Here is a 13,306-nt window from a genome sequence, read left to right as displayed (position 1 = left end):
TTGATCCTTGGTGATCCAAGTGGGGGCGAGCAGTCGTGGATCCGTTGGGGCTCGGTTTTGATCCGGAGTCGGCGTCGCAGGTGGCGCGCGCCGTCGTGCCTTACGTGGTGACCGCGGTCAAGTCGGTCGGCGCGCGGGTGTGGTCGCGGACCGAGGACGCGGCCGTCGAGGAGGCGGCGGGCTGGGGCCGGCGTCTGGCGCAGCGGATCCGCGGCGCGGGTGACTCGCCGCAGGCCGCCGCGGTGGTGGACGCGGTCGACGACGTGGTGGCCGATCCGGACAACGAGGACACCCACGCGGCGCTGCGCGTGAAGGTCGGCAAGGCCCTGGCGGAGTCGCCGCAGCTGCTGACCGAGGTGGTGGCGTTGCTGAGGCAGGCGACCGGGTCGGTCAGCGGCGGCATCGTGGTCACCGGTGACCGGTCGGTGGGCTCGGCGGGCGGTCTGGTGATCACCGGCGACAACAACCGGGTCGGCGGTACCGCGCTGTCGTGATCGAGTCGGGGACGCGGGTCAGCGGGGACCGCTCGGTCGGCTCGGCGTCGGGATGGGTGATCACCGGCGACAACAACGTCGTGTTGAGCGTCGACGGCCGGCTCCAGGAGACGGTGCACCTCCCGGCCGTGGCCGCCGGTGCGAGCAAACTGTTGTTCGGCGGGTCGCTGCGCGCGGGTTCGCCACTGGTCGGGTCCTGGCTGCGGCCGGACGCCGGCGTGGTGGCGGTCGAACCGCGCCCGGAGGTCGACGAGCTGACCCGATGGTGCGTGTCGGGGCGAGGTCCGCTGGTCCGGCTGGTCCGCGGCTCCGGCGGGCAGGGCAAGACGCACCTGGCCGGGCAGGTGTGCGCCCGGCTGGCGAAGCGGGGCTGGCTGGCCGGGTTCGTCCAACTGCCGCCGGCGAACTGGCGCACCGTGACGATGGCCGACCTGCACCAGGCCGGCGCGGGTGCCGACCGGTTACGACGCCAGATGCGCCGCGTCCCGGAACTGGTGGCCGCGATCCACGCCCTCGCCGCGCTGCGGGCCCGGGCCCTGCTCGTGATCGACTACGCGGAGAACGCCGGGCCGATGGTCGCCGAGTTGCTCGACGTGATCGCCGACGCGGACGCCGAGTCGCTGGTGCGGGTCCTGCTGCTGGCCCGCACCGATCGGGGCTGGTTCCGCGATCTGACCGACGACCACCCGATGCATCAGCGCGTCGACCCGCAACCGCTGGTACTCGGCGCCCTCAGCACCGACTGGGAGCCGGATCACGCCGCCCGCGTGTGGCACCGGGCGGTCGAAGGCTTCCTGCGCCGCGCCGTCGACGACGGTATCCCGGTCGACCCCTCGATCGCCGCCTCGTCGACCGGCCCGGGCCGCGCCTTCGGCACGACCCTGGAGCTGTATGCCGACGCACTGCTGACCGTCCTCAACAGCGCACCCGATGCCGACGTGGAGGTGCGCGACGCGGTCATGGGCGTCCTGCGCCACGAACGCCGCCAGGTGTCCTCCGGGCTGTACGCCGCGGGCCTGAACCTGTCCGACGTGCAGCGGGACTGGGCTCTCGCGGTGATCGCCCTGTGCGCCGCCGCCGACATGGACGAAGCGGTCCGGGTCCTGGGCCGTGCCCCGGTGCTGGCCGGCCTGCCGGAGCAGGTGCGCGGCCGGCTGGCAGCCCGGTTGCACGAGCTGTACCCGGACCCGGCCGACGAGGAGCTGTGGCAGGCCCCGGCACCGGACCGGCTGACCGACACCCACCTGCTCGACCTGGCCCGCAGCGCACCGTCCCGCAAGCAGTGGTGTGCGGATCTGGCCGCCCTGTGCGGCACCGATGATGAGCAGGGCGCCCGCCGCACGGTCACCGTGCTGCACCGCTGCTTGACCAGCCCCGGCATCGCATCGGACGTGCAGGCGAGGATCCGGGCCGGGATCGCCCATCTGATCCGCGGTTTCCCGGGCACGTTCGTCCCGGTCGTCACCGTGACCGACCCGGCCGGCTTCGCCACAGAACTGACCGACGCGATCGCCGACCCTACCCCGCTGATGCCCATCGACGATGTCGAGAACCTCGACGCGCTGCTGCATGACCTCGGCTTCGGCACCACCCGGGTCACGGTCGCCGTCGCGGTGTCCGAGCGCCTGGTCGCGAACACCAGCGTCGGCCCCGACAGCACACCCCAGCAGTGGAACTGGTACGCCGGTGACCTGACCAATCTCTCCCTCCGGCTGGGCGAGGTGGGCCGCAGCGAGGAGGGCCAGGCTGCCGCCGAGCAAGCGGTCGCCATCCGGCGCCGGCTCGCCCAGACCGAACCCACCACCTATCTCCCCGACCTCGCCGGATCCCTGAACTCCCTGTCGATCCGGCTGGGTGAGGCGGGCCGGCGGTGGGAGAGCCTGACCGCGATCGAGGAGGCCGTCGCCATCCGGCGCCGGCTCGCCGAATCCGGATCCACCAGCGACCTCGCCGAACTCGCCGGATTCCTGAACAACCTGTCGAACCGACTGAACGGTGTAGGCCGCCGAGCGGAAAGCCTGGCCGTCATCGAGGAAGCGGTCACGGTCTACCGCCGGCTGGTCGACACTGATCCCGCAGCCCACCTGAACGGCTTGGCCATGGCCCTGAGCAACCTGTCGATCCGCTTGGGTGAGGCCGGCCGCTGGCCGGAGGGCCTGGTCACGATCGAGGAGGCGATCACGATCTATCGCCGGCTCGCGGACGCCGACCCCGCCGCCCACCTACTCGCCCTCGCCGGCACCTTGGGCAATCTCTTCGTCGGCCTGGGTGAGGTGGGTCGCCGGCAGGAAGGCCTGCAAGCGATCGAGGAAGCCGTGATGCTCTACCGTCGGCTGGTCGATGACAACCCGGCCGTATACCGAGCCGGCCTCGCCAGAGCGTTGGACAACCTGTCAATCGGGCTGAGTGAAGTGGGACGCCGACAGGAGAGCCTGACCGCCAGCGAGGAAGTCGTCGCGCTCTATCGCCGGCTGGCCGAGACCGATGAGGCCGCGCACCAACTCGGCCTGGCTCGGTCGCTGGCAGACCTGTCCATCCGGCTGGCCGAGGCGGGACGCGGGGACGAAGGCCTGACCGCCGGCGAGGAAGCTGTCGCGCTCTTTCGCCGGCTCGCCGGAACCGGCGAGACCGCCCGCCTGTCCGGCCTCGCCCAGTCCTTGAACAACATGGCAGTCGATCTGGCCGACGTGGGACGTCACGAGGAGGGCCTTGTCGCGATCGAGGAAGCCATCGCGATCCGGCGCCGACTCGCCGACACCGACTCCGCCCCCCACCTGCCCGGCCTCGCCCAGTCCCTGAACAACCTGTGGGACCTGCTGGTCGGGCTGAACCGCACAGAGGAGGCCGTGGCCGCGCTCGAGGAAGCCGTCACCATCCGACGACAGCTCGCCGGCACCGACAAGGCCGCCCACCTCCCGGACCTGGCCATCTCGCTGAACAACCTGGCGAGGGTTCTGGGTGCCCTGGGCCGCTGGGATGACTCCCTGGCCGCGGTCGAGGAGGCCGTCACGATCCGGCGCGGACTCGCCGACACCGACCCGGGCACCCATCGCATCAACCTCGTCCACTCGCTGGACACGCTGTCGGAACGACTTGCCGCACTGGGCAGAAGTGATGAGGCGGAGGCAGCCGCGGCAGAGGCGGATCACCTCGCGTCGTTGACCTCCTGAGCCGCCCGGCCGGCAGCGGCTCGCCGGACGAAGGCCCGATCGCGTTCGGTCAGCGCCACCTCGGGCCCCGCCGCGCGGAGGACGACGTCGAGCACCGCCTCCGGGTCCGCGGTGTACGCGCCACTGGCCCACGCGGCATTGGCCTCGATCACCGCCCACTGCCCGCCTATCCTGCCGACGTCGACGACGATCGCGCTGGGCAGCGTGTGACCCGCGGCTGCGGCCAGCTCGGCCCCGAAGGCGTAGGCGTCGGCGCCGGCCGGCCCGACGTGCAGCCGGCCGTTCTCGGCGTACCGGCTCGCGGCGTGCACGACACCGTCGAGCAGGTACAGCCGATACTCGACAGTGATGTCGACGATGTCGCTGACCAGCACCGGCGTGGCCGGGTCCACAGCGTCCGGGCCGGGCAGCCGGGAGCCGTCGCTGTAGACCATCGCCCGAATGCCCTTGTCGTTGGGCGATTTGATGAACGCCGGCCGCCGCAACCCATAAGCCTCCCCGATCGGCAGCAGCACGACCTCCCGCCGAGTCAGCTCCCGGGGCAGCGCCGCCAGCCAGTCCGCCGGCGCCTCCAGCAGCGCGATCCCGAGCCGAGGCGCGACAACGTCCGCAAAGCTCGGCCCGGCATGCACATGCTCGGCCCGCAGCCCCTCCGGCACCTCGAAGCCGCGCAACTGCACCACTTCCAGCCCGCGCCGCTCAGCGGTGTCCCGAAGCCGCGTCGCCGAAGCCGTCAGCCGAGGCGGAAACACCATCTTCACGCCCGGCATCCTCCCCGACCGCCTCCCGGATGCAAAGCAGATTCAAGATCAAAACCACTTTTCGGTACGACTCGGAGCCCCGTGCCAGTCGGCCCGCAAGACCGCAACCACTCCGGACCGCCACGCGTGTCGTGCGGACCCGCGGCCGCCCAGGGACGAAAAACCAACGGCCCGCTGGAACCCCCTGCCCAGCAGTTCACCCGATCGCTCGCCGAACTCACACGATCACGTTTACTAATCTGCCGATGTGAGTGCGTTCTAATCCTCGGTCTCAAGGCTCGCAGTACGCGTACTGGCCGGCGAGCCTAACGAGCGCCTACCCGCCCCAGCTCGCAATGCTGCCAATGGCGAAAGGCTGAGATCGCTCCGGATAGCGTCGACGAAGTCGTCATACGCCGTTAGGACCGGCTCCCGTTCCGCAAGCCATTGCTCGTGAGGAATACTCTCTTCCCTCGCTCGAGTACTCAACTTGCTCAACTGATGGTCAACAGACAAGGCACACGCTGCAGCTCGTTCTGAGCCGTGCAGCCAAAGCGTAGCCAAACTACGGTTCCAGTCGGTGCGCAGCTTGCTGACCTCGGCGAGTCGTTCGTCGTGCTCTGGTCCGGGGCGGGTTACGCAGCCCAACTCACGGATCGCATCCCGATACCGGTAGAACTCCCCGGCCACTGCCTGGTAGCTCTGCATTCGCTGGTCGCGGCGCCAACGCCGCGACTCTGAGCGTGCGTCCCAGAACCGCCCTACGATAATTCCGATTAGTCCGGATAGAGCCGCCAGCAAGGCAACCTGCACACGTACCTCCATGCTTATCCGCTGACGAACATGGCCTCCAGAAATATTCTCACATATGAATCTGACGTTGTTGCTCGCAGCCGGACATCAGCCCGCAACGGGGCCGTTGAACGCGACGTTTAGGGCTTTCTTCCTGGATAAACGGCGCGAATCCAGCAGTCATGGCGCCAGATCCGATCACCCAGGATCCTTACAGGCAACCAACTCACATGCCGCCGGTCGTGCGCGAGATTCCGCAATTCTCGTCACCCTGAAGCCGTTCGAGCGCTCCGGCGGGCGAGGGCTGGCCGCCGGAGCGTCTACACCACGTGCGGAGGCACCTCATGTGCGTCTTTGGCCTTCTGTAACCAGCCCTTGGCCGCGTCGGCCGTCATCGCGAGAGGGCTGTCCTCCCCGGCTTCGTCTGCGAGCCGCCTCAGTTCTTCATAGGCGGCGGTGTCTCCGCCTCGGGCCAGCCCGGCCAGGACCTCTACCCTGACGCGGGGGTCCGGGTCTTCGCGGTTCGCGGTGATGATTTCCCCGGTCACAGGGTGGTCGAAGGCATAGTCGCGCAGGACCCGCAGGGCGGTCGCGCGTACCCGGCCATCAGGGTCTCGGGCTAGCTTGGCGGCTACGTCCGCGCCTGCTTGCACCGATCCGGGGCTCATCAACGTGAGGCTGAGCTCGCCCGCCACTCGGCTGCGGACCAACGGATCGGGATGCTCAGCATGCGCCATGACCTCGGGCAGATACCCGGGACCGTGGTATTCGGCGAACGCCCCGATCAGGCTGACAAGGACGCTGGCATCCAGCTCGACGGCCAGCCGTGCCCGCAGGACGGTAAGCGCGTCCTGCGGGCACGGCTCCTGATCAATCGAAAGGGAATGCACCACTTCGGCGGCGAACCGCCGAGCGTCCGAATCCGGGTCAGTGAGGACCGTGGCGGCCCAGCGCCACGTTGCCTCGGCATCCCGCCTATCTTTCACAGAGTGCCGGGACTCGCTCCAGTTGATCGAGTCCGGATCCCGGTCCAGCAGGGCACGCGCCAACAGCTCGTCGCGCGAGGCGCCAATACCGAGGCGCTCCTCGATGTACGTCACGATTGCCCGGTGAGCCGTCTGAACCTCGGCCCACCGGCCGTCAGCTGCGGTCGCCCGGATGCACTCCGTATGGTCGTCCTCGTTGACCGGCACGCGCCGGCGTTGCACCACGGCGGTGGCATCGCCGAGCCGGCGGCGTAGCTCGGCTATGGGATCGACGCCGACCCAGGCGCGGGCGATCCGCAACATTGGCTTCGTCGTGTGCTCGTCGAGCCGGTTGTGGATCACCTGGTACGCCCCGTAGTCCGCCGCCCACAACATCAGCTCTACGTCCTCACGGGCCGAGTCGGGCCAGCCGTTGTTGAGAAGCTCTCGCGCGCGCGTGCCGTGCCCGGCGGCTGCCGCCGCGCGCAGAAGGGCGCTGCCCTCATCCGCTATGGAACCAGTCCGATACACCAAACGATCTTCCATCACGGTCATTGTCTCAGGGAGAGGTCCCGACGGCGCCGTTCTGCACAATGAGTTCGAATGCACTGATCTGCCGCCGAGCGTGTTCGCTTGTGCTGGCGTCCTGGCCGACAGCGATGAGCCTGAGCCGTTGGCATGGCCGGTGTTGAATGGCGGACATGGAGCGGGTCGTGCCGTTCGCCTCGATGTTGCCGTTGCTGTTGGTGGTCTTGGTAGTCGCCATCGGCCGCCGCAGCGCCATGAATCATCGGGTGTACCGGCTAGCGGCAGTCGAACGCAAGTTGGACCTGATCATGGCGCACCTGGGTATCCGCGAACCCGAGCCGGACGTTCCCGGAGTGGTCCTGCAGGAACTGCTTGCGGGCCGGAAGATCCAGGCGATCAAGGAGTACCGGAAGGCGACGGGTGCCGGCCTTAAGGAGGCCAAAGACGCCGTCGAGCTCCTCGCCAGGCAGCGTAACTTGGGGTGACGCTCGCAGCGGCTCGCACGGCGCCCCTCGCCGGTAGGGCCGGGTGGCGCACTGTTCTGCCGCAGATAGAGCCATGCAGGCTTAGCTTCGCTCACTGGCCAGCTCGGCGATGATCCAGCGGAGCGCCGAGACCGCGCTCGAGTACCTGAGGTACCGAGGGTTCTGGTTCGACTTGGGTTCACACTCGTCGCGCATCCGGCGAAGCTGATCGATCAGCCCCTGAAGCTGCCGTTCCCTCTGCTCGTAATTCATCTGCCGCGAGTAATCCCGGCAGCGGACAGGAACCCTTACGACGACTGTCCTCAGGGTTTGAGCGCGTGGCTCGCGACAAACTCAAGGAAGTCCTGGGCGACGAGCTCATCATCGTCGGCGTCGTGGAAGTGGAACCAGACCTGCTCGCTGCAACGGCCGTCGACCACCGGGAAGCCCCAGTGGTCGCCAGTGCCGACCGGGGCGACGGCGACGAAGCTGCGGTCGGGAAACTCCCGGTCGTTGATGGTGCGGAGGTCGTCAGTCGTGTTGCCCACTACCGACTTACTCAAACTGCCGCAGTCCGTGCGCCTGGACAGGGGCGGGCGAACTCGCCGTCGTAGACGTTCGACAGGTCTTACTCCGTTGGCAGTGTCCGATCAGGCAGGGACCCGAGGATTTCGTCCGCCTGGCGCATCGCCGTCCAGAACCGTGTGTTGTCTGACCATCGTTGGCCACCAAGACGTTCGAGTTGCTGCCGCGCTTCGACGAGACGCCCAGTTCGAAGCTGTGTACTCAAAGAAGCCGCAGCCCCGCTGGGGACTCCCGGTACCGCTTGCAACGCCGCATGCAAGTGCGCGAGAGCCGCCTGCTGCCGATCGTCGAGTGCAACGTCTGGCTCGAAATAGCCATGCGCGATAAGAAGATCGACGCCGTCCGCCTCCTCACCGGGTTGAAGTGCCTCCCATAAACCCGAGAACTGCCCGAGGCGGTCGACTGCCTCCTTGCGACCAGAACCGGCTGCGACACACACGGCAATCGCGGCGGCGTCGGGTTCGGCGCCGTCCCGCAACAGGCTGAGAAACACCGCACGCACACCATTGCCCTCGGCGAGTCGCCGGCCGGCAGGCTCAGCCCAGGGTGTGTCGGCAGGTTCGGACAGCATCACGTGACTCTGCCGAGCGTAGATCGCACTCTCATGCCGCCGATAGCGAGCGCCGCGTCGGTATTCGGTCCGTGGTGAGCCGGGCCGGCCCGGCATCGCTGGGCGGCGACTCGGTGACCGGCTGGAATCGCCGCCATCCGATGCGCCGCCAGGTGCGCACGTCGTCATGTGTGATGCGCTCGCTCAAGGAGAACTACTGTCCGGCCAGGTCGGCCACGACCGGGGCGAGGGCGCCGGCGGCGTCTGCTCCCACCACGAAGTAGGAGAAGCCGATCTCCTCACGTCGCCTCAGGATTTCTTCGGTGGCTGCGGCGGGGTCGCTCGGGAGGAAGGCGAGCGAGTCCGCGGCGCGGAGGGCCGCGGGATCGGTGCCGGGACCTGCCATGAACGGAGCGACCGAGTCGCCGATCACCGGCACGTGCACCGCGAGTTCCACGGCGCGACGGTTGTCGAAGTCGCGGATCCGTCGCATCGTTGCGGTCCGCGTCTCGGTGTGCGGCATGACGAAGGTGACCGTGTCGGCGAGCTCGGCGGCAACCGCCATCCCTTTCGGGCCGCCGACGGCCATCGCTACCGGGGTGTGCAGGTCCGGGCCGTCCAGCTCGCGCAGGGCCGTGACGACCTCACGCACCTGGTCCCATCGCCGGTTCATGGGCACATCGGGCAGGCCCAGCCCGCGAAGCTGATCCGCGATCCCGGGCCGGCCGGTGCCGATGCCCAGCTCGAAACGACCGTCGGTGAGCACGGTCAGCGAGTGCGCCTCCCACGCGGTACTCCATGCCGGCCGCACCGGGGACGCGTACACCCAGGTGCCCACTCGCAGGCCGGTGATCGTCGCCGCGACGGCGAGCGCGGGGCCCGGTGCCGGCTGCCACTCCGGCACGTCCGGCATCAGGATGGTCGAGTAGCCGCTGTCGGCCAGACCACGCAGTTGGTCACGCCACGCCGGCACGTCTTTGGTGATCGGAGCGACGACTCCGAACCGTAACGGCCTCGGCTGTCGTGTCGACGCACTGGTCATGATGATCAACCCTTTCCGGCCCGGCGCATGCCGAGCTCTCTACCGGTGCTACGAACGGGCCGCTCCGCATCCGACAGCGCCCGAAGAGGAGCGCGAGGACCGGGCGGCGAACTGTCATGCGGTCCGTACCGAGGTGAGATAGCCACCGTCCGAAGCAATCGGCGAAGGGCGGCCGTAGGCGTCGGCGATGCGATCACGGTCATCGACGCGAACCTGCCAGCCGTGCCCTGCCAGCCAGCGCGGTAACGCCGGGCCGAGCCCGCCCTTCCACATCTCGGTGAACGGAGCCAGGCGCGGCATCGCGGCCTCGGGCGGTCGCTGTCGACGGCCTGAGCGTTCACAGGCGAGCCGGCTGTCGGCCGCGGAGAGTTCGGTGACGGTCTCCAGCAGGGCGGTCGCCTGGTCCACCGTGAGATAGATCAGCAGACCCTCGATCAGCCACGCCGCCGGTTCCGCGGGTCGGAAACCGGCGGTGATCAGCCTCGGTCGCCAGTCATCGCGCAGGTCGGCGGGGACGGTCACGCGGTGACAGCGCGGCACGGCGCCGGCGCCGGTCAGCACCTGCTCCTTGAACGCCAGCACGGCCGGGAGGTCCGCCTCGAAAAGGGACACACCGGCGGGCCACGGCAGGCGGAACGCCCGGGTGTCGAGGCCCGCCGCGAGAACGACGACCTGCCGGCACCCGCTCGCGCAGGCATCCATCAGGAAGTCGTCGAAGTACCGGGTACGCACGACGGCGGCGTGCACGACAGCGGCCATCGGATCCTCGCTGCCACCGACGGCGCCGCCGGGCAGGGCGTCACCGGCCGCGGCCACGAACGCCTGCGCGTACGGGTCGTCGAAGAGCCGATCGGGTCGCCCACTCTCCTCGGCCCGGACGCGTGCCATGCCGAGCGCCGTGCGACCCACTCCCTCGGGCACGGGGAACGCGACCATCCACCGATCGTATCGACCGGCGCGCGGGCCGGTGGGCCGGCGGACCCGCACGAGTCGCGTGGCGGTCCGGTGCGGGCCGGGCGTCGCGAGCCGACTGGCACGGGGCTACGAGTCGTACCGGAAAATCGTGCGGCGAAGGACCCGCAGCGGACCGGAGGAATCAGGCGGACATGGTGGCATGACCCGTCTGGCGGGGTACCGGCGACAGGTATTCGCCGATGCGCTCGACCAGCAGGGCCATCTCGTAGCCGACCTGGCCGAGGTCGCAGTCGCTGGAGGCGAGCACGGTCATCGAGGAGCCGTTGCTGATCGACATGAGGAACAGGTAGCCGCTCTGCATCTGGATGATGGTCTGCTTCACCACGCCGCCGGCGATCAGGGTGGCCGCGCCGGTGGTCAGGCTGACCACGCCGCTGACGATCGCGGAGAGCTGCCCGGCCGGCTCGCCCGGCAGGTCTTTCGACGCGGCCAGCAGCAGCCCGTCGGCGGAGACCACCACGACGTGCGCGACACCGGTGGTGCCCTCCGCGAAGTCGTCGAGCAGCCAGCTCAGGTCCTGCATGGTGGGAGGAGTGGTCACCGCTCGGTCTCCTTACCGGAATGGGCGGCGTTGTTCAGCCGTCCCCGTTGCACAGCGTTGGTGAAGGTGGAGAGGCTCCGCATGGCCTCGGGGTTGCGGCGTACCGGGGCGGCCGGCGCGGCGGGCGCCGCACCCGGCACGAGCTGGGCCTGCGGGGTGCGGCGCGGGAGCCCGGTCGGCGTGGTGCCGGCGGCGACCGGTGTCGCCGCGGCCGTGGCCCGCTGCCAGCCGTCGTCGGCCCGCATCCGCCACCGGTCCTCGGCGGAGGGCCGTGGTTTCGGAACGGACGGGGCCGGAGCGACCGGCGGGGCAGGCGCCGTCGCGGGCGTGGCGGCCGGTGCATAGCCCGCCGGCGCATAGCCCGCGGTGGGCAGGCCGCGGACGGTGGCCATGGCCGGCGCGGCCGGCGCCTCGAACCAGGCGACCTGCATCTCCATCTTGATCGGAGCGCGCCGGGCCGCGCCCATCGCCGGCAGCGGCTGCACCAGCGGCCGCGGCTGCGCGGGCACCGAGGCGACCCTGCGGGTGGCCAGAATACTGGCGGGCAGCATCACCTCGGCGATGGTCCCGCCCGGGCGGCCGGGGAGCAGCCGGACCCGGATGCCGCGCCGGGCCGCGAGCCGGCCGATGACCGCGAAGCCCATCAGCCGGAACGCCGTGACGTCCACCTCGGACGGCTGCGCCAACCGCTTGTTGATCAGCATCCGCTGTTCCTCGGAAACGCCCAGGCCGAGGTCCTCGATCTGCACCACCACCTGGGTGTCGACCCGCTGGCCGTGCGCGGTGACCTGGGTGCGGGGCGGGGAGAACCGGGTGGCGTTGTCGAGCAGCTCGGCGATCAGCCGGACCACGTCGCTGACCGCGGCGGCGGCGATCCCGACGTCCTCGTCGACCACGCCGAAGTCGATCCGGGCGTACTGCTCCACCTCGGACTGGGCGGCCCGCAGCACGTCGAGCAGCGACGCGTCCTCCTTGCGGGGCGCGCCCGGCTCGGCGCCCGCGAGCACCAGCAGGTTCTCGTCGTTGCGGCGCATCCGGGTGGCCAGGTGGTCCAGGTCGAAGAGCCGGGCCAGGCGGGCCGGGTCCTGCTCGTCGCTCTCGATCTGGTCGAGTTCGCGGATCATCTTGTCGACCAGTCGCTGGCTGCGCCGGGCCAGGCTGAGGAACATCGTCGAGACGCTCATGCGCCACGCGGCCTGCTCGGCGGCGACTCGCACGGCCTCCTGGTGCACCACCGCGAACGCCTTGGCGACCTGCCCGAACTCGTCCTTTCCGGAGAGCCGGATCGGATCCCGGGTCTCCGCGACGATCCGGTCGACACCGCCGTTGTCCAGGTCGCCGGCGTCGCGCAGCCGGTTGACCGCGTTCGGTAGGTCGCGGTTGGCCACGGTGAGCGCGCCGTCGCGCAGCCGGTGGGCCGCGAAGTTCAGGTTGCGGGCCAGCATGATGGCGAACACGACGCCGAACAGCAGCACGAGCAGGACCAGGACGGCTTCGACGCCGGCGCGCCAGGCGGCGCTGGAGCTGTCGTCCTCGGCGACCGCGACCGCGTTGTCCTGGAGCCGCTGCTCCGCCGAGCGCAGCAGGGTGAGCACCCCGTCGTACGCCTTGAGCAGCTCCTCCATCGGGGCCGCGCCGCGCCCGGTCAGCCGGGTGTTGAGTCCGTCGGCGGCGCCCATCTTGGCGTCCGCGAGCATCGCCTCGACCACGCCGACCTGGTCCTTGGCGGCCAGTGCCCGGAAGCTGGCGAACGCCGAGTCACGGGCGGCCTGGGCGGCGATCAGCTGCTGCTGGCGTACCGAGGTGAGTTCGCCGGAGATGCGTACCGCATAGGCGATCGCCTCCTGCTGGGCGATGGCGGTGCTGATCCGGCTGAACGCGCCGAGCGCGCGCAGCGCGTCGGCGACCGGGCCCGGGACGGCGACCTGGCCGACCGACTCCTCGAAGCCGGAGAGCCCGGCGAGCACGTCGCCGTAGCGCTGCACGGCGCTGGCCACGTTGAGGCCCGCGGTCCCCTCCACGTCGCCGCGGATCGCGGTGAGTTTGCCGAGCTGCTCGTCGATCAGGGCGAACTTGTCCGCCACCCGGCTCGGCACGTCGGCGGAGTCGGGGCGGGCGTGGCGGTACGCGGCGACCTGCGTGTCGACCTCGCGGATCCGGCTCTCGTAGTCGGCCCGGCTGTCGCCGCCACCCACCAGATAGGCCACCGCGGCCATGCGTTCGGCGTGCACCAGCCGGTTCACGGTGCCGAGCCGGGTGCCGAGGCGGGTGAGCTCGGCGACGCGGTCCGAGTCGGACGCGGTGCCGCGCACGTCGATCAGGCGCGCGGTGCCGAGCGTCAGCACCGCGGCCAGCGGGATGACCATCAGGCCGGCGAGTTTGGCGCGGATCCGGACGTCCCGCAGGCGGGGAAGGAAACGCCGTCGCGCTGTGGAGCCGGGGGAACCCGCGCTCACGGAA

11 protein-coding genes are annotated in these 13,306 nt (G+C 70.1%); 3 read left to right on the top strand and 8 right to left on the bottom strand.

Annotation, left to right across the window (positions count from 1 at the left end; genetic code table 11):
* Positions 1-35: 35 nt before the first annotated feature.
* Positions 36-494 (top strand): hypothetical protein, encoded by a 459-nt coding sequence (locus tag Aiant_RS41885; RefSeq protein ID WP_189330184.1) that lies wholly within the window; start codon positions 36-38, stop codon positions 492-494.
* A complete protein-coding gene (locus Aiant_RS41880; protein ID WP_189330183.1) occupies positions 491-3,664 on the top strand; it encodes a tetratricopeptide repeat protein in 3,174 nt (1,057 codons plus the stop codon). The genes Aiant_RS41885 and Aiant_RS41880 overlap by 4 nt, the downstream gene beginning before the upstream one ends.
* Here the strand turns inward: Aiant_RS41880 and Aiant_RS41875 are convergent.
* Both Aiant_RS41875 and Aiant_RS41870 read right to left on the bottom strand, forming a co-directional pair.
* Positions 3,640-4,419 carry an ATP-grasp domain-containing protein gene (locus tag Aiant_RS41875; RefSeq protein WP_212847342.1) on the bottom strand — a complete coding sequence of 260 codons (780 nt, stop codon included), beginning with the start codon at positions 4,417-4,419 and terminating at the stop codon, positions 3,640-3,642. The two genes, Aiant_RS41880 and Aiant_RS41875, sit on opposite strands and share 25 nt — an antisense overlap.
* A gap of 1,097 nt (positions 4,420-5,516) precedes the next feature.
* Entirely contained in the window at positions 5,517-6,716 is a 1,200-nt protein-coding gene (locus Aiant_RS41870) for a HEAT repeat domain-containing protein (RefSeq protein ID WP_189330181.1), read from the bottom strand.
* 146 nt (positions 6,717-6,862) lie between these two features.
* Here Aiant_RS41870 and Aiant_RS41865 point away from each other — a divergent pair, with 146 nt between their 5' ends.
* Positions 6,863-7,174 (top strand): ribosomal protein L7/L12, encoded by a 312-nt coding sequence (locus Aiant_RS41865; RefSeq protein WP_212846795.1) that lies wholly within the window; start codon positions 6,863-6,865, stop codon positions 7,172-7,174.
* Positions 7,175-7,476: 302 nt separating this feature from the next.
* Here the strand turns inward: Aiant_RS41865 and Aiant_RS41860 are convergent, their stop codons facing one another.
* The 6 genes from Aiant_RS41860 to Aiant_RS41835 all read right to left on the bottom strand — a co-directional run bounded on the left by Aiant_RS41860 (position 7,477) and on the right by Aiant_RS41835 (position 13,302).
* Positions 7,477-7,701: an SMI1/KNR4 family protein gene (locus Aiant_RS41860; RefSeq protein ID WP_189330180.1), complete on the bottom strand. Its 225-nt coding sequence runs from the start codon at positions 7,699-7,701 to the stop codon at positions 7,477-7,479.
* 80 nt (positions 7,702-7,781) lie between these two features.
* Complete coding sequence (locus Aiant_RS41855; protein ID WP_189330179.1) at positions 7,782-8,309, bottom strand: hypothetical protein; 528 nt, start codon at positions 8,307-8,309, stop codon at positions 7,782-7,784.
* Positions 8,310-8,502: 193 nt separating this feature from the next.
* Positions 8,503-9,261: an LLM class flavin-dependent oxidoreductase gene (locus Aiant_RS41850; RefSeq protein WP_229829982.1), complete on the bottom strand. Its 759-nt coding sequence runs from the start codon at positions 9,259-9,261 to the stop codon at positions 8,503-8,505.
* A 183-nt stretch (positions 9,262-9,444) separates the two neighbouring features.
* Complete coding sequence (locus tag Aiant_RS41845) at positions 9,445-10,266, bottom strand: SAM-dependent methyltransferase (protein ID WP_189330177.1); 822 nt, start codon at positions 10,264-10,266, stop codon at positions 9,445-9,447.
* Positions 10,267-10,426: 160 nt separating this feature from the next.
* Complete coding sequence (locus Aiant_RS41840; protein ID WP_189330176.1) at positions 10,427-10,846, bottom strand: roadblock/LC7 domain-containing protein; 420 nt, start codon at positions 10,844-10,846, stop codon at positions 10,427-10,429.
* On the bottom strand, positions 10,843-13,302 hold the full coding sequence (locus Aiant_RS41835) for a sensor histidine kinase (protein ID WP_229829981.1): 2,460 nt from the start codon (positions 13,300-13,302) through the stop codon (positions 10,843-10,845). The genes Aiant_RS41840 and Aiant_RS41835 overlap by 4 nt, the downstream gene beginning before the upstream one ends.
* Between the last annotated feature and the right edge of the window lie 4 nt (positions 13,303-13,306).

It is taken from the genome of Actinoplanes ianthinogenes, from assembly GCF_018324205.1.
GTDB classification, from domain to species: domain Bacteria; phylum Actinomycetota; class Actinomycetes; order Mycobacteriales; family Micromonosporaceae; genus Actinoplanes; species Actinoplanes ianthinogenes.
The sequence above is the reverse complement of the archived record's forward strand: the minus strand, read 5'-3'. Positions and strand labels throughout refer to the sequence as shown.